Genomic DNA, 23534 nt, shown 5'->3' with positions numbered 1-23534 from the left:
TAGACCTTCACGCCAAGAAGGTCAAACAGGGTTGACAGCAATTATTCGCTGTCGCGACGCCGGCCGCGTCCGCCGCCGGTTCGACCACGTGGTGGCCCCGAGCGTTTTCCACGCGCGTTGATGTTGGGTTGGACCAACAGATCGACGGTTTCGATCCACGATGGAATGTCGCGTTGCCGCGGCTTGATGTCTTCGGCAGCCTCGTCATCGACAGCTTCGGAGCGACGCGACGATTGGCGGACTTCCGCTTCCGGTTTAGCCGACACGTCATCGCGGCTGCCCGATTCCTCGCGGTCGGAGCCCGATTCACGGCCTTCGCCCGAACCGCCACGCCCGCGTCGTCCACGGCGACGGCGATTGCCGCGACGCAGTGCGATCACTTCGTCGGAGTCCTCGTGGTCGTCATCGAATTCGCTGACCTTCGGCGTCGAAACTTCCGCGTCATCGGCGGATGCTTCGTCCCCGCGAGCCTCGACTGCTTCGCCCGAATCGTTTGTCTCTTCGGATCCGCCGTTATTGCCGCCGCGTCCGCGACGCCGTCCACCGCGTCGTCCGCGACGTCGACGTCGAGTTGGCGCCTCTTCGTCGCCTTCGGAATCGCTCGACTCGGGGCTCTCGACAACCGCCTCAGCAGTTTCACTATCGCCTGATTCGTCGCCGACCAGATCGATGTCTTCGAGTTCTTCGGGCAGGTCGTTGAAGGAGGAGAAGTTCAGCAGATCGTCGACCTTCGAACGGCGAGATCCCTTGTCGCTGTCGCTCTTGCGTCCACCATCGTCCGACTTTCGCTTCGGCGGCTTCGCTTCGCTGCGTTCCTCTTGAACCAGTTCTTCCTCGCGAGGCGCCGCATCGCGTCGAGCACCTCGACGGCCGCGCCCACCACGAGCTCGCGGTTCATCGCGGCGAGAACGTGGCTCTTCACCGCGCGACTCCGATTCCTCGCTGCGAGAACTTGGTTCCGCATCGCGAGAGCGCGAGTCGTCGTCGCGGGATCGCGAATCGTCGCGTCGGCCGCGACCACGTCGCCCGCGTGGCGATTCCTTCTCTTCTTTGTTTTCTTCGGGCAATTTGCCAAACCCTGGCAGGTCACCCAGATCATCGATCGCTTCGGCTTTCGGTTCAGCCTTGGCGGCCGGTTCAGCCTTAGCCGTCGGTTCGGATTTACGCGTCGGTTCGTCGTCGAAACCAAGTCCCTGACCAAAACCAGCAGCAGGTTCTTGGCGGCGAGCAGGTCGCGAGGGGCGTTTTTCCGCAGCGGGAGGCGCTGCAGCAGCAGGCTCTTCGGCTGGCGGTTGCGGCTCGGGCTCCTTGGCAGCGGAGATTCCGAAGCTTTCTACCAAGCTATCCCAGCTGCTGCCGCCGGCGGATTCCGTTTCGCCAAAACCGGGCAGCGGTTCTTCTTTAGGTTCGGGAGAACCAAGAATCGCAGCGGCTTGAGCTTCTTTTTTCTCGGCATCGCGGTCCCAACGAATTTCGTCGGCGTCAGCTTGCGAAGTTATTTCTTCTGGTGCGCCAACCGGTTTGGTGGCTGCAGCTTTCTCATCAACGGCTGGTTGGGGTTCTACTTCCGGCGCCGGATCGTCGGGCAGGCCAGGAGTTCCCAAGAATTTAGCAATTGATTTCCAGTGGTCCGACATCATTGTATGGTTGGCTCTTCGGGCAATCGAAGCGGGTTAGCTGTCCGGCGTCTTGCAATCCAGAGTTCCAGCTAACGGAGTGGTTGTCGTTATACAGGAAAATCTTGGCCAACGGAAGCCAACTCTTCCCTTCGCTTTTCCGCTTTGGTGCCAGCGTTTGCTTTATCCCTGGAAGTGACCTTGTGACGGGGGGCTGCAAATTTCTAGACTCCGCCCCGCAAACAGTGGGGGGTGCGTTCCCGTTTCGGTACTGAAACGGTCTGACTCCGAGTGCCGCGGCACTCGACGCTCTGTCGCCACGCAAACGGGCGGGTTGCACACCCCTTAATAGAAATCAATTTGAGGCAGCGAAATGGCCGAACGCGGACATATAAGGACATTCACCCGGAACGCTATCCGATCGCCCTGGTTAGCGCGACTCCGGTCTCGTTTTTCAGGGGCTTTGTTTTTGACGCCAGCCTTTGCCCTGGCGACGCTATCAGCCTACCTGCTGCGATTTGAATCGGCAGCATTCTCCACCTACCTGGCGGAGATGCAGATCGTGATCCCCGCGGCGGTTGCTATCAAGATCTGCGTCTTCGGACTGCTGCGGATGACCCGCGCCTGGCACGATTACGTCACCTTCATCGATCTGCTGCGACTGGCTCGCGCGACGGCAGTTAGCGCCGCTTTTCTGGCGTTGGCCGATTCGATGTTCCGGGATAATGGTCTGCTGCCGCGCAGCATCATCGTGATCGACGCCTGCTTAACCACGCTGTTTGTCGGCAGCATGCTGTCGATTCGGCGGGTGCTGCGCGAACGCAAAACGCTCGCCAAGATCGATACCAGCTCGCAAACACGTGTCCTGATTGCGGGACTGAACGAAACCGGCGAAGCCTTCCTGCGAGCGATCCGCCGCGGCAGCGAAGCCAGTTTCCAAGTCGTCGGAATCGTCGCGGAAAAGCCCCGATTGGTAGGGCGTGAAATCAACGGCGTGCCAGTCGTCGCCACCTTCCAAGAGATCGTCACCGCCGCCCAACAAAACAACGTCGAAACCGTGCTAGTTGTCGACGGCGAACTGTCGCCCGAAAACCTCCGCTCGGTCGTCAACGATTGCCGCCAGCATGAGATCGAAGTCCGCGTGATCCCAAGCGTCAGCCGGATCGTGGCGGGCCAAGTCGGTTTCCACCCCCGCGAGGTCGATATCGAAGACCTGTTGGGCCGCGATGCAGTCGACCTCGACCAAGATCAATTAAATCGCTGGCTCAGCGACCGCGTCTTGATGGTCACCGGCAGCTGCGGATCGATCGGTTCGGAGATCGCTCGCCAGTTGCTCAAGTTCGCTCCGCGCAAGCTGTTGTTAGTCGACCGATCTGAAACCGGCCAATTCCACCTCGGCAACGAACTGCAAGAAGCGATCGACGCGGGAATCGCCGAAGTCATCGTCGGCGACATCACCGACACCCAACGGATGCGAGAGATCGTCAGCGAAAACCGCCCCGCGATCATGTTCCACGCCGCCGCGTATAAGCACGTGCCGCTGATGGAACAGCACCCGTCGGAAGCTGTTAAAAACATCACCAAGGCGACGTGCGGATTGGTCGACCTGGCTCACCTGTACGACGTCGAATCGTTTGTGATGATCTCGACCGACAAAGCTGTCAATCCGACAAGCGTGATGGGCTGCTGCAAACGCGTTGCGGAACTGTACGTGCAAGCCAAGGCGGCGCATTCCAGTTGCCACTTCGTCACCGTTCGCTTCGGCAACGTCCTCGGATCGGCTGGCAGCGTCGTGCCGACCTTCCGCCGCCAGATCGCCGAAGGAGGCCCCGTTACGATCACACATCCCGATATGACGCGGTACTTCATGACGATCCCCGAGGCGAGCCAGTTGGTGATCCAAGCGGGAGCGATGGGCCGCGGCGGCGAGATCTTTGTGTTGGACATGGGCCAACCGGTCAAGATCGTCTCGCTGGCCGAGGACCTGATCCGGCTCTCGGGACTGGAAGTCCATAAGGACATCGAGCTGAAATTCACCGGCCTGCGTCCTGGCGAGAAGCTGTACGAAGAACTATATATTGACGACGAGAAGCGTCTGCAGACGGTGCACCCGAAAATCTTGATCGCCGAAAGCGAACAATTGGCACTCAAAGACGTAATTAGGCATATCGCTGAACTGGTCGAAGCCGCGGAATCCGATTCGTCGGCGGTTCGGGCCAAACTGAAAACGATCGTGCCGCGATACCAATACGACGCCCCTCTGTCGGAATCGGCAACTGCCGGATCGAAGCTATCGACGGCTGCCAGCCGCGCGGCTTAGCGATCGCCTGGTGCATTGCAGCACAGCCGAGGTCGGGGGCAAATTTCCTTTTCCCTCGACCCCGCAACGTGTAGACGCTGATGCCCAAACGAGCTTTGATTACTGGCGGGGCGGGTTTTATTGGCAGCCACTTGGCCGAGAAACTGCTCGCCCAAGGGATGCATGTCACGATCGTCGACGACCTCTCGACGGGTCGCTTCGAAAACATCGCCGCGTTGGAACCACGCGACGACGTGCAGATCATCATCGATACCGTCTTTAATGAGTCGTTGGTCGCCGACCTGATCCAGAGATCGGACGTCGTCTACCACCTCGCTTCCGCGGTCGGCGTGAAATTGATCATCGACCAACCCGTCAAAACGATCGAAACGATCGTCGGCGGGACCGAGATCGTGTTGCGGCACTGCAGCCGTTTCCGCCGCCCGGTCCTGATCACCAGCACCAGCGAAGTCTACGGCAAGGGTTCCAAGATCCCGTTCCACGAAGAGGACGATCTGGTAACCGGAGCGACCAGCCGCCATCGCTGGGCCTACGCCTGCTCAAAAACTCTCGACGAATTCCTCGCCCTGGCACATCACCGCGAGACGCAGTTGCCCGTCGCCATCGTGCGGCTGTTCAACACCGTCGGGCCGCGGCAGACCGGGCAATACGGAATGGTTGTCCCCAATTTCGTCCAGTCTGCCTTGAAGGGGAAACCGCTGGTCGTGCACGGCGATGGGACGCAGAGTCGCTGTTTCGCGCACGTCGCCGATGTCGTCGGCGCCTTGGTGGAAATCATGTCGACGCCCAAGTGCTACGGGCAGGTCGTGAACATCGGCAACGACGAAGAGGTATCGATCAACCAACTGGCCCAGCGAGTCGTCGAGCTGACCGGCAGCAGCAGCCAGATCGAAAAGATCTCCTACGACGCAGCCTATGGAGACGGGTTCGAGGACATGCAGCGACGCGTGCCGTGTCTGCAGCGAGCTGCCGATCTGATCGGTTACAAACCGACTCGCGACTTGGAGCAGATCATCCGCGACGTCGCAGCTTCTTTTGCCGAGTGATCGCCCGCAACAAGCGGCGCCTTAATTGAATCAGCCGCTCGAACAGACCAGATGCTTTTTCTGCGGCGGCACGGAAGAAGGTAACCCGGCGCCTTAGCGAGGGATTTGCACGTCGCCTCGCTTACGCGTCGGGTTGCCAACAGCCATCAGACTCAAGCAGCGATTGGCGCCGATCGCCCGGGAATTTGCCTCGGTATCGCGGCCATGAAACCGCGTCGGATATCAAACCGCCAAACCAGTAAATAGCTGGCGGCTGGCGTGGCGATGGAAGCAAAAAGCGAGAAGCAAAACGCGACAGCCTGCTAGCGGCTTAGGTTCGATCGATATCGCCCAGCGGTTCGGGCTGCTGCAGCTCGGGCATATCCGTCTCTAGATCGTCCAGCAAGCTAGGGGCGTCGATGTCGGTCGGCCGGCTCGGTTGCGACTCGGGTTGCTGCAGGAAGATCGGTTGCGGCGATTCGCCGCCAGCGACCTTGTGCCCGGCGGGAGCAAAGACACTGCCGACGCGGCCGTGGTTGCGATTGGTTCGCTCCCAACTGCCGCCAAACGCTGGGTAAGCGCAATCGTCTTCGCTGCCGCAGATTCGGCATCCGCCCAGCAGTGTCAGTCCAATAAGGGCAGTGCAAATTACCAGTCCGCGCATCTGGACGATTCCCGATTCAAAGTTACAAAGCGAAACGAAGTCTTTCCGTTTTGTCTGTATCGGTTGTGCGGAGCGGGAGCTTTAGGCAAACCTTGCGGGGCGGCCGCTCAAAGCGCCAACGAATAGATCGCGTAATAGTGAATCCCGGCGGCAAGCATCACCAACAGATGCCAGACCGCATGGAAATAGCGGACTTTGCTGTCGTTGAGCAGAAAACAGACGCCCAACGAATAAGCCAGCCCGCCAGCCAGCATCCACAGAAAATAGTCCAGCGTCACGCCGGGGGCTAAGATCATCGCCGGCAACCAACCCAACGCGATATAGGTCCAGGTGTCGATCGCGTGGATCTGATGCTTGCCGACAACCTTCGACAAGAAACCGAACCCCGCTAGCAACCAGATCGCCAACAGCAACCACGGCCGCACCGCGGGCCCAGCAAATGCGACCACGCCGGGCGTGTAGGTGCCAGCGATCAACAGATAGATCGCACCCTGATCCCACGACCGCAGCAGATGCAGCCGATCCGGTCGGGTCACGACGTGCGAGAGCGTCGACATCAGGAACACAAACGCCAGCGACGCCGCGTAGACGAGGAAACCGATCAGCACCGCAGTCGGCATCGGGTGTGTGGCGACAACCCAAGCTGTCGCCGCGATCGCCGCGGCACATCCGCTGCCATGTGTGATCGCGTTCGCCAACTCCTCGCCATCGCTCAACCGTTCGTAGGGAACGATCAGCGCATCGTGAGGGATATGAAGCGGACTCGCTGACTCGTCGGGAGTTTCGGTTTCGGGCAAAGGACTCGCTCTCAAATCCCTACGTTATACCCTGCCATCCAAAATTTGGCACCGCCAAGTCAAAGGTGTTCGCGGAGGGTTTGTTGGATCCGTTGGGCGGCTTCGGGGGGGAGGCCTGCGGGGGGATTGGCTGGGGTGGGGCGAGCTTTCCCGTGGCAGGCGGCGCCGATCAGTTGAAACTGCTTTTTCAGCTTGCAGCAGGCGCGGCAGGCGAGCAGGTGTCCGCCGACGGCCAGCCGTTCGGAGCGGGTCAGTCGGCGATCCAATGAATCGGACATCAGGCGCGATGCATCATCGCACTGTAGCGTGAGAACTCGTAATAGTTGCGACCAAAAGACTTTCACGCGAATCCGTCGTCTTGAAACCAATTTTTTTGTAAGCAATCGCGAAGGGCGAGACGACTGCGATGCAAGCGCATCGACAGATTGGTCGCACTGATCCCCAGAATTTTACAAATTTCTTTGGGACGATGTTGGCTCCCCTCCCGCAACAGATGGACTTCAGCCAGTTTGTCCGGCAATTTGTCGACGCAGCGATCGAACGTCTCCCAAAACTCCTGCTCTTCGAACATCGCGGCCGGATCGTCGCCCCAACGATGTCGCGACGAGAGACTCCGGCTCTTCGGCGCCGCCTGTTCGCCATCCCCGGCCAACGTCACTTCGCGGACATTGCGACGGCGATAGTGATCGACGATCTTGCGCCGCAGGATCGCAAACAACCAGGTCGAGACCGACGAATCGCCGCGGAACGAATCGCGAGCCCGCAGCGCCGCGACAAAACTCTCCTGCACCGTCTCCTCCGCAACTCCATGGTCGCCGAGCTTGGAGTAAGCGTACCGGTACATCGCGTCGCCATACCGATCGACCCAGTTTTCAGGATCGATCCTTGGCGGCGGCAGGTCGTCTTCGGCTGCTGCGTCCGATTCAAACATCGCGAACTGGCGGATCGAGTGGAGAGGCGTGAAAAACAAATTATCGCAACGGGTGTGAATTCCTTACGACCGCTGCGACCAACAAGTTCAAAAACCGCACTTTCATTGCAGGTTGCGATTGTGACGTCCCCCGGGACGCTTGCCAACTAGGCCCACTGCCTGCCCCTCTTCAATTCATGGTCATGGTAGATCTCTTATGTCTCGGACTCGAAAACTCGTTCGCAAAAACCGCTCGCAAGCTCGACACCTGAAGATCGAAGGGCTGGAGTCGAGGCAGCTGTTGGCGGCGGAGATCTTGCAAGTCGAGATCGAGAACCTCGCGTCGATCGGTGGCCTCACCGAAACACCATTTTGGGTCAGCCTGCACGACGGCAGTTTCGACATCGCCAACCCCGGCGAATCGGCGGCTGGATTTGGTGGCTTGGAATCGATCGCAGAAGAAGGGGATCCCAGCCAGCTCGTCTCCCGCTTCGCCGACGCCGCCGCTGGCAACGATGCCGTCCTGCTGGCCCCCGGCGGATTCGCCGGCGCCCCGGTCTTGGAACCAGGCGAATCGGTGATCGAAACTCTGATCGTCGACGACACGCAGAGCAGCCGTTTCTTCAGCTTCGCCAGCATGGTGATCCCTTCGAACGACGCGTTTGTCGCCAATCTCGATCCGCAGGCGTACGAGCTGTTCGACGCCGCAGGCAGTTTCCTCGGGCCCAGGACGATCGTGATCTACGGCGACCAAGTCTGGGATGCGGGTACCGAAGTCAACGACGCCTCAGCGGGCGCTGCGTTTTCGACGCTCGGCGGCGCATCGGTCGATCAAAACGGCGTCGTCACCCACCACACGGGACTCGACGATTTCATCGGAACGGGGCTTCCGACCGGGACCGACCTCACAACCGCGTTCAGTCCACAAACGCCCCTGGCACGGATCACGTTGAGCTTGGCGAGCGATCCGTCCGAAGCGATCGACGACGACGCGCCGCTTGCGGTGCTGGATGCTGCCGATCTCGACAGCCGCGTCGATTTCCACGAAATCAGCGTGACATATACCGATGCCACCGGGATCGACCCGACCAGCATCGACGTCGACGATATCCGCGTCACCAGCCCGTTTCTGACGCGTCTGGATGTGTTGAGCGTCAGCACCGATGCCGCCGCCGGGACGACCCCGCGAACCGTGACGGCGACGTATCGCGTGGCTCCCGAAAACGGTGGCTTTACGTCGGTCGATAACGGCAGCTACTCCGTCGTCCTTCACGACGGAGCGGTTGGCGACGCGTTTGATCAGACCGTCGCGGGCCAGCAACTGGGGCAGTTCGCCGTCGACGCGCCAGTCCGCTTGCAGGTCACGATCGAAAACCTTTCCGCCGATGGCGGGCTGGCTCAAACGCCCTTCTGGATCGCGGCTCACAACGGCGAATTCGAAGTCGCTCGCGGCGGGGTTTCGGCAGACGATTTTGCTGACCTCGAAGCCCTCGCCGAGACGGGCGACGCGAGCGATTTAGCAGCTCGCTTCGCCGCCACTTCCGGTGGTGTCGACGCGTTGCTGACCGCCCCCGACGGCTTCGCTGGCGCACCGGTCTTCGAACCGGGGGAATCGATATCACAATTCCTGGACGTCGACACGCCAGGACTGGATCGCTATTTCAGCTACGCCAGCATGATCATCCCATCGAACGATGCATTTATTGCCAACTTGGATCCACGTCGCTTCGAATTGTTCGATCGCTCGGGCAACTTTACCGGCGCGCGGTCGATCACGATCTACGGCAGCGACATCTGGGACGCGGGAACCGAGGTCAACGATCCGGCTGGCGGCGCTGCGTTTACGACGGCCGGCGGCGTGGGGGCCGATGAAGATGCAGTCGTTCGCCGCCACGATGGACTGGACGACTTTATTGGCAGCGGTCTGCCGACCGGCGAAAATTTGGCGTCGGCGTTTGATCTGAACACCCCGATCGCAAGGATCACGATCAGCCTAGCCGATATCCCTGCCAACCCGATCGACGGCAGCGGGCCACAGGCGACCGTCGACGCCGGCGATCTGATGATGGCGGGGGAGGCATTCCACGAGGTGCATGTAACCTACAGCGATCCTTCGGGGATCGATATCGGCAGCATCGACGCGGCCGACCTGCAGGTCGTGGGAACGTTTACCGATCCGCTGGAGGTCCTTTCGGTCAGCACCGATGCCGCTGCCGGGGCAACTCCCAACGTCGTCCATGCGACCTATCGCGTCGCCCCGCGCAGCGGCGAATTCTCGACGTTCGACAACGACATCTATCATGTCAACGTGGTCCAGGACGCTGTTAACGATACGCTTGGCAACGCCAGCAAAGCTGCCAGTTTGGGCTCGTTCGAAGTACTTGTTGGAGTCAAGTTGCAGGTGACGATCGAAAATCTGTCGCCGATCGATGGACTCGCTCAAACACCTTTCTGGATCGGTTTCCACGACGGCAACTTCGAAGTCGCTCGGACCGGCGTCGCAGCCGACCAGTTTGTGGGACTGGAGTTGTTAGCGGAGGAGGGGGACGCAAGCCAGTTGTCGGCGGCGTTTGCCGCCAGTGCCAGCGGCATCGATACGGTGATCGGAGCGCCCGACGGGTTTGCCGCCGCGCCGGTCTTCGAACCGGGGGAAACCGCCACGCAGACGATCGAACTGTTTTCGACGAACGTCAATCGCTACTTCAGCTTTGCCAGCATGATCATCCCGTCGAACGATGCTTTCCTCGCCAACTTGAACTCGCGAGCTTATCAGCTGTTCGACAGCGATGGCGTCTTCGGAGGTCAGCAGACGATTACGATCTACGGCAGCGACGTGCTCGACGCGGGGACCGAAGTCAACGATCCCGACGGCGGGGCTGCGTTTGCGACGGCCGGTGGCACGTCGATCGATCAAGGAGGAGTGATCGGCCGGCACCAGGGGCTGGATGATTTTCTCGGCGCGGGGCTGCCGACCGGTGGAACGCTCGAAAACGCCTTCTTCGCTCAGACGCCGTTGGCGCGGATCACGATCGGATTGGCAGGCGGATCGTCGACGCCGATCGATGCCGACGGCCCGATCGCGTCGCTCGAAGAGGCTGCCGACGTGACGGTCGCGGGAACGGAGAACCATCGGATTCAGATCACCTACAACGACCCCGCCGGGATCGACTTGACGCGGATCGGCGTCGACGACCTCCGCGTCAGCGGACCGTTGGGTCGACAGCTGGTCGTGACCGATGCGGTCTACGACGCCACCAACGGCCCCGCGCCGCGGAGCGTTACAGTAACCTACACGGTGCAGACCGACGACGGTCCGTTCACCGGGCGCGACAACGGACGCTACGCGATCTCGGTCGACGCCGATGCGGTCGGCGACACTCTCACGCACGGGAACGAAGCTCAAGCTGTCGGCGAGTTTTTTGTCGACGTCGGGGTGCGATTGCAGATCCAAATCGAATCGTTAACCGCCGACGGTGGTCTGGCGCAAACTCCCTTCTGGATCGGGTTTCACGATGGCGGATTCGAGACCGGCCGCGCCGGCACCCCCGCGTCGCAGTTTGGTGGGCTGGAATTGATCGCCGAAGAGGGAGATCCCAGCGAACTGGCGGCCCGCTTTGCCGCCGAAAGCTCCGGCGTCGACAGCGTGATCGCGTCGCCGGCGGGCTTTGCCGGTGCACCGGTCTTCGAAGCGGGCGAATCGGTCACGCAGTTGATCGAGGTGACCGATTCGCAACTCAATCGCTACTTCAGTTACGCCAGCATGATCATTCCGTCGAACGATGCGTTTGTCGCGAATCTCGATCCGCGTCAGTTTTCGCTATTCGATGCCAACGGCAACTTTCAAGGCGCCCGGTCGCTGACGATCACCGGCCGCGGCGTCTGGGACGCCGGGACCGAAGTCAACGATCCGGCTGGCGGGGCGGCGTTTTCGACCGAAGGAGGTTCCGGGGCCGACGAAAACGGACTGATTCGAAGCCACGCCGGACTAAACGATTTCGTTGGAACGGGGCTGCCGACGGGGACGACGTTGGCTTCCGCGTTTGACTCCGATACGCCCTTGGCTCGGATTACGATCACTCTTTATGATCCCGAAGCGGATGCCTGCAGCGGAGTAACCGGGGCCTGTTCGGTTAGCAGCGTCGGACTGCAAAACCGACGCATCGTTTCGGATGTCAACGACAGCGGAACCGTCGAACCGTTGGACGCGCTGTTGATCATCAACTTCTTAAACCGCTTCGGAACCACCCCTTCGATCGCCGAAGAAGCCCGCGCGTTGGACCTGTTCCTGGACGTCAGCGACGACGATCAGATCAGCCCGATCGATGCCTTGATCGTCATCAATCAACTCAATCGCGGCAGCGGGTTGGCGACCGATAATGCGGCCGATGCTGCTTTTGCCGCCTTTTCCGCCGACTCCCAGGGACTCGACGACGACGATGATGATGAACTACTGGTGCAGGAAAGTAACTTCATCTAGGCTTGGGGATTCAAATCTAACAAGGCCGCCGCTTCGTTCGACGCGGCATGGGCCCCCTTCGGATCTGATCCGCGTTTCGGTTGAGGTTATCGACCGGCGCGCTTAAGCAATTCGTCGGTTCCGTCGTATAGTTAAGCGGATGCAACCGGACGCTAACGGCTTGTCGGTTTAGTCACAACGAGCTTCGTTGCATTAGCCGTTTGGGCGTTAGCCCCGGTTTAGTCGCAGCGGACCCCGGGGCTAACGCCCAATCGGCTGATTAAACCGACAAGCTGCTACCGCGTGGCGGCTGATTTGCGACCCGACGAAAACTGATTGGCCCCGAGGCCTCACCTTTTCCAGCGATTGAATTCCACCATGGCGATGACGACGGTTTCGACGACGATTACTGCAGAAGATGCGGGCCGCGTCGATTTGGTAGTGCGAGAATTATCCAAAGCTTCGCGCAGTCAGGTTCGCGGCATGGTCGACCACGGTTGTGTCTCGATCAACGGCAAGCCCTGCACGGCGATCGCCGCAACCGTTTCGGTCGGCGACGAGGTTGCTGTGCGATACGACCCGCATCAGCGCTACCACGAAAAGAAGAAGATTTGGGAAGACCGCACGTTCACCGTCGCCTACGAAGACGACTACCTGATCGTCGTCGACAAATCAGCGGGCTCGCTGACCGTCCCAACCGATAACAACAACGATCGCAACACGTTGGTCGAGCGGGTCTCGATCTATCTGAGCCATTCGCGGAAGAAGCGTGAAGCGTGCGTCGTCCATCGCCTGGATCGCGAGGTCAGCGGGCTGTTGGTCTTCGGAAAACAACCCGATGTTGCCGAGGCGCTGATTCAGCAGTTCAAGCAGCGGAAGCCGCAGCGGCTGTACGCGGCAATCGTCGCCGGTTCGTTGGCTCAGGATGAGGGAACGTTCCGATCCCACCTGGCGACCGGAAAGAATCTCGACCGCTATGTCGCTCCGCCGTCGGAGAAGTCCGAACTGGCGATCACGCACTATCGCGTGCTGCGACGGATGGCCGACACCACGCTGGTCGAAGTCCAATTGGAGACGGGCAAGCGGAACCAGATCCGCGTCCACTTCGCCGACGCCGGGCATCCAGTGTTGGGAGATCCACGCTACAAGAAGGAAGCCGCCAAACATCCGCGTTGGATCCGCAAGCGAATCGCGTTGCACGCCAAGAGCCTCGGTTTTGTCCATCCAGCCAACGGCGAGGAGATGACGATCGATTCACCGCTCCCCGCAGCGATGGAAAAGTTCATCGCCAGTCAACGGCATCGCTAAACAATCGCCGCCCCGCCAGGTCCAGTAACTGGACCGTTTGCGTCTCAGCATTATTGGCAACCCGACGCGTAAGCGAGTGATTCACGCTGACGATCGCTTACGCGCCGCGTTGCCATTTCCCGTGACGGTCCAGCTTGAAAAAGCGGTTTCCACCGAGCCAGCAGGCATCGGGCGATGCCTCGTGCCGACTAGCGGATGAGGCGGCTCACAGCCCGCTGCGGTGCCGCCGCTGGCAAGCCAAAGGCTTAGGCGAGCACTTCGTCGATCGCCATCCCACCGTTGGCAAAGGTGAACGGCCGGCCATCGGGGCTGTGGATCTCTTTGTCGACAGGCAACTGCAACGCCTTGCCGATCGTCGCCATGAAATCGGGGACCGAGACCTGGTATTCGTCGACGAGAAATCCCTTCGAATCGCTCGATCCCAATATCGTGCCGGTGCGGACGCCCGCGCCAGCCATCGCACACGAGAAGACCGCCGGATGGTGATCGCGGCCCGCGTTTTGATTGATCGATGGATTGCGGCCAAACTCGGTCGCCACGACGATCGTCGTTTCATGAATCAGACCGCTGGCGGTGAGATCTTCGATCAACGCGCTAAGCGCCTGGTCCAGCTCGCTACCGCGGCTGGTCATCGCGTCGGCGATATCGTTGTGCATATCCCAGCCGCCGGCCTGGACCTCGACATATTGGACGTCGTTTTCGACCAACCGCCGGGCCAACAAACAACCGCGGCCGACCTTCGATTTGCCGTATCGCTCCTTCGCCTCTTCGCTCTCCAGGTTCAGATCAAACGCTTTCAAATCGTCGCTCTTGAGCAACCGAATCGCCTCGCGATACAGATCGTCGTAACCATCGACCTGTTTCAGATGCACCTTGCTGCGGAACTCGCGATCCAACGCGGCGCTCAAATACATCCGCCGCATGAATTGATCGTCGGCTAGATATTCGGGCCCGCTGGTGTTCTGCAGCCCGCGATTCGGGTCGCCGATCGGCACCGGCGCAAACTTCGCTCCCAAATATCCCGGTCCGATCCCGCCGCCGATGTTCACGCTCGGCGGCAGCGCAGGATGGATGCGGCCGTTGAAGCGTTGCATCCAAGCGCCGATTCCGGGATGCCGCGTACTGGCGATCTCTTTTTGGCCGGTCCGCATCAGGTAGCTGCCCGGGCCGTGAGCTCCGGTTTCGGTCGACATCGATCGAATCACCGCCAGCTTGTCGGCCATCGCAGCCAACTTCGGCAGCGATTGCCCAAACTGGACGCCTGAAATATTGGTCGCGATCGCTCCCAGTGGTCCTTGCGAATCGGTCCCCGGCTTGGGGTCGAACGTGTCGACGTGACTCATTCCCCCGGCGCTAAAGATATAGATCAAGCGACGCTTCCCGGTCGACTTCGCCTCGGCCGGCTTATCGCCAGCTTGCTTGGCGGCGATCGCTTCATCGGAAAACTCAGCAAACGGATCGTCGGCCAGCAGACGTCCCCCGGCAAATGAAAGCACGCTGACGCCAAACGACTGCCACGCAGCCAACCGCATCATCGCACGACGCGAGACCGCATCCTTGTACCAATTCATCGCTGGTCACCTATTCGAAAAGATAAGAATGAGCGTTTGCCAGAGGGGATCGACAAACCGTCTCCAGCGTATAGCCCAAACCACCCTAATGCAATCTTTTGCCAGCCTTCGGGGCGTTTGTTTGGCAAATGTTCGCGACCGAAAGAGGCGTTGTAGCGATCTGCTGGCTAGAAATCGGTGGTAAGCTGTCATTCCCCCCTTTTCTCGCCCACCAAAACGCGTGACGATACTGTCCGGCCCGTCGACCTGGGTCCCGATTTTCCAACAGCAAACGTCAAGTCAAAGTGGTCGGCCCCCCTCAAAAAAACTCAACAAGAACCTAGAGCAGCCAATGAACGAGCCTCCGGCAACATGGACGATTGACGATGCGAGCGAAATGTACGACGTCCCACGTTGGGGAGCCGGCTATTTTTCGGTCACGCCCGAGGGGACACTGGCTGTCCATCCCGACCGGGATCCCGCCCGATCGATCGACCTCAAGTCGCTGATCGAACGCATCGAACATCGCGGCCTCGAACTGCCGGTCCTGCTGCGATTCAACGGGATCATCCGCGATCGCTTGCGCGAGATCCACGACTGCTTCTCCACCGCGATTGAATCGTGCGATTACAAGGGACAGTACCGACTGGTCTATCCCGTCAAAGTCAACCAGCAGCGCGACGTGATCCGCAAGGTCGTCGAATATGGTCGCGAGTTCGGGTTTGGTCTCGAAGCGGGCAGTAAGCCGGAGTTGTTAGCCGTCGTGGCGATGGGTGACGAATCGATGCCGATCGTCTGCAACGGATTCAAGGATGACGAGTTCATCGAGATGGCGTTGATCGCGCAGAAGCTGGGTCGGACGGTCCTTCCGATCATCGAGAAGTACTCCGAATTGGAACTGATCCTGCGGCACAGCGAGGAATTGGGAGTGCGTCCGCAATTGGGCGTGCGAGTCAAACTGGCATCGCGCGGCGCCGGACGCTGGCAATCCTCCGGCGGCTACCGTTCGAAGTTTGGGCTGACGGTCAGCGAAGTGCTGCGTCTCGTCGATGAACTCGAGAGCCGCGGGATGTCGGACTGCTTCAAACTGCTGCACTTCCACCTGGGCAGCCAGATCACAAACATCCGCCAAGTCAAAGGAGCGATCAACGAAGCGGTCCGCGTTTACGTCGATCTGCATCGCCGCGGCATGGGCTTGGAATTCCTGGACGTTGGCGGCGGATTGGGCGTCGACTACGACGGCTCCCAAACCAACTTCGAATCGAGCATCAACTACACGCTGCAGGAATACGCTAACGACGTCGTCTACCAGATCCAAACCGTCTGCGACGAAGCCAACGTGCCGCACCCGACGATCATGTCCGAGAGCGGCCGCGCGGTGGCGGCGTACCATAGCGTGCTGGTCTTCAGCACGCTTGGGATCACATCGCAAGGCAATTCGAAAGACGTTCCCTCGTCGGTCCCCGACGATTACGAACAACCGTTGCACGACCTCGTGATGGCCAACAACGACCTCACGGCGCGGAACGTTTTAGAGACGTTCCACGACGCGCAGCAAGCGTTGGACATGGCGATGAACCTGTTCAGCACCGGCTATCTGCCGCTGGAACAACGCGTGCTCGCCGAGAACATGTTTTTTGCGATCGCCCACCGGATCCTGAAACTGACCTCGGAGATGGAATACGTCCCCGACGATCTGCAGGGGCTGCCGCGGATGTTGGCCGATTCCTACTTCTGCAACTTCTCGCTGTTTCAATCGATGCCCGACAGCTGGGCGATCAAACAGTTGTTCCCGATCATGCCGATCCATCGCTTGAACGAACGCCCCGGGCAACAGGCGGTGCTGTGCGACATCACCTGCGATTCGGACGGCAAAGTCGATTCGTTTGTCGATCGCCGCGACACCAAACGGACGCTGCCGTTGCACTCCGAAAACGGCAGCCCCTACTACCTGGGAGCGTTCCTGATCGGAGCCTATCAAGAGATCCTCGGCGACCTGCACAACCTGTTCGGCGACACCCACGCGGTCCACGTTCATCTGGGCGAAGACAACGCGGTCGAGATCGAATCGATCGTTAAGGGAGACACCGTTCGCGAAGTCCTCAGTTATGTCCAATACAACGAGGACTCGCTGATCGATCGGCTGCAATCGGCGATCGAAGCCGCCGTCCGCAAGGGTCGCATCGACGAACGCGAATCGGGCCAGTTCCTGAAGATCTACGAACAACGGTTAGCCGGCTACACCTATCTAACTCCCTAATCCCTTTCAAAGACGCGGTCCCCGGCCGCTGTCAACACAACGCTCTTGGGGCGAATCGGCTCCGGAGCGTTTTTCGTTTTTCGTTTTCGGTGAACGCATCCCACGCCAAGCCACAACAATTCCACCTTTTATCCCACAAAGCATCCACGATGGAACTCTCCGAACTGACCGCCATTTCACCAATCGACGGACGTTACGCCAGCAAGACGTCGGAGCTGCGCGAAGCGTTCAGCGAATACGGACTGATCCAATGCCGCGTCGAAGTCGAAGTGCAGTGGCTGTTGGCTCTCGCGTCTCAGTCGCAGATCACCGAAGTCCCTCAATTGTCGAGCGAAGCCGCGGCGCTGCTCAAGGGGATCGTCGACAACTTCAGCCTCGCCGACGCCGAAGCGGTCAAGTCGATCGAAGCGACGACGAACCACGATGTCAAAGCGGTTGAATATTTCATCAAGCAGCGGTTTGAAGGGAATCAAGAACTGACGGCGATCAGCGAATTTGTCCACTTCGCCTGTACCTCCGAAGACATCAACAACCTTTCGCACGCTCTGATGTTGCGTCGTGGATTGGATGTGTTGTTGCCGGTCATGCAAAAGGTTGCCAGCGATCTACGCGACAAAGCGATAGCGTTTGCCGAGGTGCCGATGCTGTCGAGAACCCACGGCCAAACCGCATCGCCGACGACGGTTGGCAAAGAGTTCGCCAACGTCGTTGCCCGGCTGGAACGCCAGTTGGCGCAACTGCAAGCGATCCCATTGTTGGGCAAGATCAACGGAGCGGTCGGAAACTACAACGCTCACCTCTCGGCTTACCCCGACGTCGACTGGGCCGCGCACGCTCGCGCGTTCGTCGAATCGCTGGGCCTGCACTGGAATCCCTACACAACTCAGATCGAACCGCACGATTACATGGCGGAACTGTTCGATGCGATCGCCCGCTTCAACACGATCGTGATCGATCTCGATCGCGACCTCTGGGGCTACATCTCGCTAGGCTACTTCAAACAGAAGACGATCGCCGGCGAAGTCGGATCGTCGACGATGCCGCATAAGGTCAACCCGATCGACTTCGAAAACTCCGAAGGCAATCTCGGGCTGGCCAACGCGGTCCTGTCGCACCTGAGCGCCAAACTGCCGATCTCGCGATGGCAACGCGACCTCACCGATTCGACAGTGCTGCGAAACACCGGCGTCGGCATGGCCTACAGCATGATCGCCTACAAATCGACCCTCAAGGGCTTGGGTAAATTGGAACTCAATGCGGCGCGACTGGAACAAGATCTCAACTCCGCTTGGGAAGTTCTCGCCGAACCGATCCAAACCGTGATGCGTCGGTACGGCATCGAATCGCCTTACGAAAAGCTGAAAGCGTTGACGCGCGGCCAAGCTGTCACGGCCGAGACGTTTGCTGCGTTTATCGAAACGCTGGAACTGCCAGCCGAAGCCAAGGCGAGCTTGTTGCAGCTGACGCCGTCGACCTATCTGGGAACCGCTGTCCAACAGGCGAAAAACGTCTAACGACAACCGACCACCGCCGCTGCCAGCCTGCCGCCCACCGCACGCTGGCGGCGAGTTTGCGTCCCCGCCCCCCGAGACGTCCGTCTCACTTCGATCGCTCTCGGGGCGAATCGGTGTTTCAATTTGAGGTATCAGCCGGCACGCCTGGCGGCTTGTCGGTTTAGTCACAACGAGCTTCCTTGCATTAGCCGTTTAGGCGTTAGCCCCGGTTTGGTGAAGGCGGGTCGAAAGGGGAGAGGGGCGAAAGGGGACAGGCACATTCCCGGCATGCCTAGCGCGGGCCGAAGGTCCAGCAATTTGCATAGCCCAGCCTGCAGGGCTGGGTAACAGCCAACGGCGGCCGGTTTCATTTCACAACGGGCGAAGGGGCAACGCCCCGGGGGGGAGGTGGCGACAATCCGCCAGGCCTACAGCCCAACCATGTCAATCATCGCCGCTAGAACCCAGCCCTGCAGGCTGGGCTATGCAAATGGTCGAGCCTGCAGCCCTGAAGAGGATGAATGCGATGTGGAACAGTCTTCGACGAACGAAAGACTTCTCACTGGCCTGGCAAGCGTTCGATCGCGACCACTCACCATGACTTACGTAGAATTGCCAGCGCTAGCGCGTGCCGGCTAATTTGCCTAAATTCAGACAGTTAAAAGCCCTGGTTTCTTCTGCGGCGGGATTGCGGAACCCGCTAGGCCCAGGGCTACAATGGAAGTGTGCCCGCTGCGATCCGCGGCCGGCCAACTCCTTTGGACGAGGACAAATGGGCGGGTTATGGTCGCGATCAACCAAATCCTCATCGCTCAACTCGACTACGCGCTTTTTGTCTCGCTGTCGGTCCTCACCCTGCTGCTGCTGACCTTCTGGTTCTGGAAGACCGTCCACACCAACCGCACGCTGCTGATGGCATGGGGGCTGCTGCCGATCGTGCTGGTGACAGGATGGTTTCTTGTCGACGCAGCTGGCCGCCGCGAGCAGCTTCGGTTGCAGAAGCGGATCGAGGGACTGGCGCCGACCTACGCCGATGAAATGGCATCGATGGGACACGCGCGGATCACGACAGCCACCGCGCCCGACGATCCGCTCTATCTGGCGATGATCGAAAAACAGATCCGTTGGTTGCAGATCAATCCGGCGGTCGCGGACATCTATACGTTCCGCAAATCACCCGCGGGCAATCAATTGATCGTCGATTCGGAAACCGATTACAGCCGCGACGGCCGCTACGATGGCGACCGAGAACAGCGGACCGCGATCGGCGAGGTGTGGGTCGAACAGGACGCGGCGATTGGGAAAGCCTATGCCGGCACCGCCGCCTTCGACGACAAGATCTCCAGCGACCGCTGGGGCGATTGGGTCAGCGCGTACGCGCCGATCCGCGACGCCGACGGTCGGCTCGATGCCGTCTTGGGGATCGACTTTGCCGCTCAAGACTGGGGCGCCGCGATCGCTCGGGCGCGACGTTTCGCTATCGGTTTCTTAGCCGTGATCGTCACGATCGGGCTCGCTTCGACATCGATCATCAGCCTGCTGCAGGCCAGTCTGATCGAGCGCCAACAAACTTCGCACGAGCTGCTGTTGGCGAAGGAGCAGGCCGAAGCGGCGACGGTTTCGAAGAGCGAATTTCTGGCGAACATGAGTCACGAGATCCGCACGCCGATGAATGGGATCATCGGCATGACCGACCTCTTGGCCGGGACCGATCTGGATCATCAGCAGCAGGAATATCTGCGGATCGTCAAACAATCGGCGGCGTCGCTGTTGGGATTGTTAAACGACATCCTCGACTTCTCCAAGATCGAAGCTGGCAAGCTGGAACTCGAATCGATCCGCTTCGGACTTCGCGACTGCGTCGAAAAAACGGTCCAGACGCTCACCTTTCGGGCGAGCGAAAAACAGCTGGAAATCTGTTGCCGGATCGATCCCACACTCCCCGACACCTTGGTCGGCGACCCCGGACGACTCTCCCAAGTCCTGATCAATCTCGCTGGCAACGCGATCAAGTTCACCGAGCAGGGGGAGATCTTGATCAACGTCCAACAGGAATCGCGGACCGCCGATCGGTTGCTGTTGCGGTGCGAAGTCCGCGATTCGGGAATTGGCATCGCCCCCGAAAAACTCGACTCGATCTTTACGGCCTTCAGCCAAGAGGATGCCTCGACTACTCGCCGTTTTGGCGGAACGGGCCTCGGCCTGGCGATCTGCTCCCAATTGGTCAAATTGATGGGAGGCAAGATCTGGGCCGACAGCCAAAAGGGAACCGGCACCACCTTCTACTTCACCTCCAGCTTCGAGATCAGCGCGACCAAACTTCGCAGCCTGGAGAAGATCGACGATCTCGCTGGCCTGCCCGTCTTGATCGTCGACGATAACCACACCAACCGCGTGATCCTCGAAGAGATTCTCAAGACGTGGCGGTTGCAACCGGTGGTTGTCGACAGCGGCCCCGCGGCACTTACCGAAATGCGGCGGGCGCTCGCCGCGGGACTCCCCTATCGACTGGCGCTACTCGATTGCATGATGCCCGGGATGGACGGCTTTGAATTGGCTCAAATCATTCGCCACGAAGCGGGCCTGCGCGACTGCCAATTGCTGATGATCTCGTCCGCCGCGGGGCAGGGGGATCACGCCAAGTGTCGCCAGATCGGGATCGCTCGCTATCTCACCAAGCCGGTGATTCAATCGCAACTGATCGACACGATCATCGAACTGATGTCGGAAGCTTCGGCCGACGAATTAGATGCCGTCCCCGAGCAAACCGATTCGGCATCGATCCGCACGTCCGACGACAGCACGCCGCGTTCGCCTGCGGACGTCGAACCAGCGGAGTCCAGCCAGCCGCTGAAAATTCTGCTGGTCGAAGATGGCATCGTGAACCAAAAAGTTGCCATGGCGATGTTGAGGAAGTATCAGCACCGCGTGATGCTCGCCGAGGATGGCCGCGAGGCGCTGCAGGCGTTTCGGCGCGAGCCGTTTGATCTGATCTTAATGGACGTCCAGATGCCGACCATGGATGGACTCGAAGCGACCGCGGCGATCCGCGCCGCCGAACAACCTCCGGCGCGGATCCCGATCATCGCGATGACAGCTTCGGCGATGAAAGGAGATCGCCAACGCTGCCTCGACGCCGGCATGGACGACTACCTATCGAAACCGATCGAAGCCAAACAGCTCTACGACCGGATCTCCACGCTCGCAGCCAAGCTCGCATCCAACCCAACCCACGCCCGCTAAGCCACCGCCGAGCTGCAATCGATCACCGGTTAAAAAATTGGCGCTGCGGATCATGAATGCGCGGCGACGGGGCGTTTGTTGGGTGGTGCCCCCAATGGGTGGGTGCCGGCTTCCTGGAGCGTCTGGTTCGACTTTTCGCGAATGGAATCGAGCCGCGGCGCGGACTTGTGCCGGGGGGTGTTGGAGCGAAGTTCTGCGAGCGGCCAAACGGCTGATCGCCCCGGAAATTGCGGTTGGTGCAACGCTTTGCATGCTTTGGAAATCGTTGCCATGCTTCGGCGAACGGCCGCCGCGGTGATAGCGGATCGCGGATCGGATCGCTTGTTTCGAACTGCCTGCGCGGCGAATTGGCACGCAACGTGCTATTAGGCCCAACGCCGTCATAACGTCCGCTAAATCGTTGCTCCCACGCGGCAGCAGCGAGCGTTGGATGCCGCGGTTCCTACGCACTCTTCCGCCTCGGGCAACGACAACTTCGACTTAATTATTCTCCTTCTCCGTGGCTACCGAAGCGATCGAGCAGGCCCCGGGCGATAGCAAATCCTTCCGCTACCCGAACAACACTTAACGCAGCCAACACAATGCAAACGCCTACTCTTCCCGCCATCACTTTGATGCTACCGCTGATCCTTTGCGTCCCCGCATGCGACGACGTCGTGGCGCTGCGAGATACGGTGCTGCACAGCGGAACTCAGCTGGCCGAGCTCCCCTCCTCCACGCATCCCCACGGTGCGGCGAGTCATCCAACCACACATGCCGCAGCTCACGCCGACGCCGGACATGCTGAAGATTCGCACCATGCGTCGGAACACGATTCCGAAGCGCATGCCGAAGGCGGGCATCACGTGGTGCACAAGATCATCGTAACCAGCCCGGTCGCCAAGGATGTCGTCAGCACCCAACAATACGTCTGCCAGATCCACTCCTGGCGGCACATCGAGGTCAAGGCGCTCGAAGGGGGATATCTGGAGCGGATCGCCGTCAACGAAGGGCAAGCCGTGAAGCAGGGGGATCTGTTGTTCAAGATCCTGCCCACGCTCTACCAAGCGAGATTGGAATCGGATCAGGCCGAGGCTCAACTGGCTCAGATCGAGTTACAAAACACCGAACGGCTGTATCACCAGAACATCGTCGCGATGCCGGAGGTTGCGTTGGCTCGAGCCAAGTTGGCGAAGGCGCAAGCGAAAGTCAATCTCGCGTTGGCGGAGCTGGACTTTGCAAACGTCAAAGCCCCGTTCGACGGCATCGTCGACAAACAATACGAACAACTGGGCAGTCTGATCGAGGAGGGGGCGATGCTGACGACGTTGTCGGATAACAGCGTGATGTGGGCCTACTTCAACGTCCCCGAAGCGAGGTACCTCGCCTACCAAGCCGATCCGAACAAAGACGATGTCAAAGTCGAACTGCTTCTCGCCGACGGCAACAAGTTTTCGCAGGTCGGCCGCATCGGAGCGATCGAAGCCGACTTCAACAACGAAACCGGCAACATCGCCTTCCGCGGCGACTTCCCCAACCCCAGCCATCTGTTGCGGCACGGTCAGACCGGCACGGTACTGCTGAGCCGCGTGCTCAACGGAGCTGTCGTGATTCCTCAGCGTGCGACCTACGAAATCCTCGCCAAGAAATATGCGTTTGTTGTGGATGACGACAACGTGGTTCACCAACGCGAGATCACGATCCAGAGCGAACAAGACGACATCTTCTTGATCAAAGAGGGGCTTTCGGCGACCGACAAGATCGTGCTCGAAGGGATCCGCCAAGTCCGCGACGGCGATCGCGTGGAATACGAATTCCAAGACCCCGAAGATGTCCTTCGGAATCTGAAACACCACGCCGAATAACGGCCGCCACCTCGCGCCGCTCATCCCCATTTAATAAACATCCAACGC

Annotated in this window: 14 protein-coding genes; 8 read left to right on the top strand and 6 right to left on the bottom strand. The window is 59.9% G+C overall.

The features are described from left to right. Positions 1-41: 41 nt before the first annotated feature. Positions 42-1640 carry a hypothetical protein gene (locus CA51_RS10380; protein ID WP_145120283.1) on the bottom strand — a complete coding sequence of 533 codons (1599 nt, stop codon included), beginning with the start codon at positions 1638-1640 and terminating at the stop codon, positions 42-44. 445 nt (positions 1641-2085) lie between these two features. Here CA51_RS10380 and CA51_RS10375 point away from each other — a divergent pair, with 445 nt between their 5' ends. Together CA51_RS10375 and CA51_RS10370 are read left to right on the top strand one after the other, a co-directional pair. Beyond that, positions 2086-3936: a polysaccharide biosynthesis protein gene (locus CA51_RS10375; RefSeq protein WP_197451734.1), complete on the top strand. Its 1851-nt coding sequence runs from the start codon at positions 2086-2088 to the stop codon at positions 3934-3936. 80 nt (positions 3937-4016) lie between these two features. Next, positions 4017-4982 (top strand): NAD-dependent epimerase/dehydratase family protein, encoded by a 966-nt coding sequence (locus tag CA51_RS10370; RefSeq protein ID WP_145120279.1) that lies wholly within the window; start codon positions 4017-4019, stop codon positions 4980-4982. Positions 4983-5292: 310 nt separating this feature from the next. On the opposite strand, the gene CA51_RS10365 is transcribed toward CA51_RS10370, so the two are convergent. The 4 genes from CA51_RS10365 to CA51_RS10350 form a co-directional block, all read right to left on the bottom strand. Continuing rightward, positions 5293-5625, bottom strand: coding sequence for a hypothetical protein (locus CA51_RS10365; RefSeq protein ID WP_145120277.1), 333 nt, complete (start codon positions 5623-5625; stop codon positions 5293-5295). Positions 5626-5732: 107 nt separating this feature from the next. Continuing rightward, a complete protein-coding gene (trhA, locus tag CA51_RS10360) occupies positions 5733-6422 on the bottom strand; it encodes a PAQR family membrane homeostasis protein TrhA (RefSeq protein ID WP_197451733.1) in 690 nt (229 codons plus the stop codon). A 59-nt stretch (positions 6423-6481) separates the two neighbouring features. Next, positions 6482-6766: a zf-HC2 domain-containing protein gene (locus CA51_RS10355; RefSeq protein WP_261343077.1), complete on the bottom strand. Its 285-nt coding sequence runs from the start codon at positions 6764-6766 to the stop codon at positions 6482-6484. After that, entirely contained in the window at positions 6763-7353 is a 591-nt protein-coding gene (locus CA51_RS10350; protein ID WP_145120271.1) for a sigma-70 family RNA polymerase sigma factor, read from the bottom strand. Before CA51_RS10350 ends, CA51_RS10355 begins: the two co-directional genes overlap by 4 nt. Before the next feature lie 196 nt (positions 7354-7549). Between CA51_RS10350 and CA51_RS10345 the strand changes: the two genes are divergently transcribed. Both CA51_RS10345 and CA51_RS10340 read left to right on the top strand, forming a co-directional pair. Next, positions 7550-11809 (top strand): spondin domain-containing protein, encoded by a 4260-nt coding sequence (locus CA51_RS10345; RefSeq protein ID WP_145120269.1) that lies wholly within the window; start codon positions 7550-7552, stop codon positions 11807-11809. 345 nt (positions 11810-12154) lie between these two features. Continuing rightward, positions 12155-13096 carry an RluA family pseudouridine synthase gene (locus tag CA51_RS10340; protein ID WP_231746106.1) on the top strand — a complete coding sequence of 314 codons (942 nt, stop codon included), beginning with the start codon at positions 12155-12157 and terminating at the stop codon, positions 13094-13096. Between the two features lie 245 nt (positions 13097-13341). Here the strand turns inward: CA51_RS10340 and CA51_RS10335 are convergent, their stop codons facing one another. Continuing rightward, complete coding sequence (locus CA51_RS10335) at positions 13342-14667, bottom strand: DUF1501 domain-containing protein (protein WP_145120267.1); 1326 nt, start codon at positions 14665-14667, stop codon at positions 13342-13344. A 331-nt stretch (positions 14668-14998) separates the two neighbouring features. Here CA51_RS10335 and speA point away from each other — a divergent pair, with 331 nt between their 5' ends. The 4 genes from speA (at position 14999) to CA51_RS10315 (ending at position 23486) form a co-directional block, all read left to right on the top strand. Next, positions 14999-16906 (top strand): biosynthetic arginine decarboxylase, encoded by a 1908-nt coding sequence (gene speA, locus CA51_RS10330; protein ID WP_145120265.1) that lies wholly within the window; start codon positions 14999-15001, stop codon positions 16904-16906. A 149-nt stretch (positions 16907-17055) separates the two neighbouring features. Continuing rightward, on the top strand, positions 17056-18420 hold the full coding sequence (purB, locus tag CA51_RS10325; RefSeq protein WP_145120263.1) for an adenylosuccinate lyase: 1365 nt from the start codon (positions 17056-17058) through the stop codon (positions 18418-18420). Positions 18421-19182: 762 nt separating this feature from the next. Further along, on the top strand, positions 19183-21642 hold the full coding sequence (locus tag CA51_RS10320; protein ID WP_197451732.1) for a hybrid sensor histidine kinase/response regulator: 2460 nt from the start codon (positions 19183-19185) through the stop codon (positions 21640-21642). A 581-nt stretch (positions 21643-22223) separates the two neighbouring features. Continuing rightward, positions 22224-23486: an efflux RND transporter periplasmic adaptor subunit gene (locus CA51_RS10315; protein ID WP_197451731.1), complete on the top strand. Its 1263-nt coding sequence runs from the start codon at positions 22224-22226 to the stop codon at positions 23484-23486. The last annotated feature ends 48 nt before the right edge of the window (positions 23487-23534 follow it).

It is taken from the genome of Rosistilla oblonga (assembly GCF_007751715.1).
In the GTDB taxonomy this organism is placed as follows: domain Bacteria; phylum Planctomycetota; class Planctomycetia; order Pirellulales; family Pirellulaceae; genus Rosistilla; species Rosistilla oblonga.
The sequence above is the reverse complement of the archived record's forward strand: the minus strand, read 5'-3'. Positions and strand labels throughout refer to the sequence as shown.

Excerpts from the sequence above, each read along its gene's own strand:
- purB (WP_145120263.1), top strand. The coding sequence starts at position 17,056 with ATGGAACTCTCCGAACTGACCGCCATTTCACCAATCGACGGACGTTAC.
- CA51_RS10335 (WP_145120267.1), bottom strand. The coding sequence starts at position 14,667 with ATGAATTGGTACAAGGATGCGGTCTCGCGTCGTGCGATGATGCGGTTG.
- CA51_RS10315 (WP_197451731.1), top strand. The coding sequence starts at position 22,224 with ATGCAAACGCCTACTCTTCCCGCCATCACTTTGATGCTACCGCTGATC.
- CA51_RS10365 (WP_145120277.1), bottom strand. The coding sequence starts at position 5,625 with ATGCGCGGACTGGTAATTTGCACTGCCCTTATTGGACTGACACTGCTG.
- CA51_RS10320 (WP_197451732.1), top strand. The coding sequence starts at position 19,183 with ATGGTCGCGATCAACCAAATCCTCATCGCTCAACTCGACTACGCGCTT.
- speA (WP_145120265.1), top strand. The coding sequence starts at position 14,999 with ATGAACGAGCCTCCGGCAACATGGACGATTGACGATGCGAGCGAAATG.
- CA51_RS10350 (WP_145120271.1), bottom strand. The coding sequence starts at position 7,353 with ATGTTTGAATCGGACGCAGCAGCCGAAGACGACCTGCCGCCGCCAAGG.
- CA51_RS10345 (WP_145120269.1), top strand. The coding sequence starts at position 7,550 with ATGTCTCGGACTCGAAAACTCGTTCGCAAAAACCGCTCGCAAGCTCGA.
- CA51_RS10380 (WP_145120283.1), bottom strand. The coding sequence starts at position 1,640 with ATGATGTCGGACCACTGGAAATCAATTGCTAAATTCTTGGGAACTCCT.
- CA51_RS10370 (WP_145120279.1), top strand. The coding sequence starts at position 4,017 with ATGCCCAAACGAGCTTTGATTACTGGCGGGGCGGGTTTTATTGGCAGC.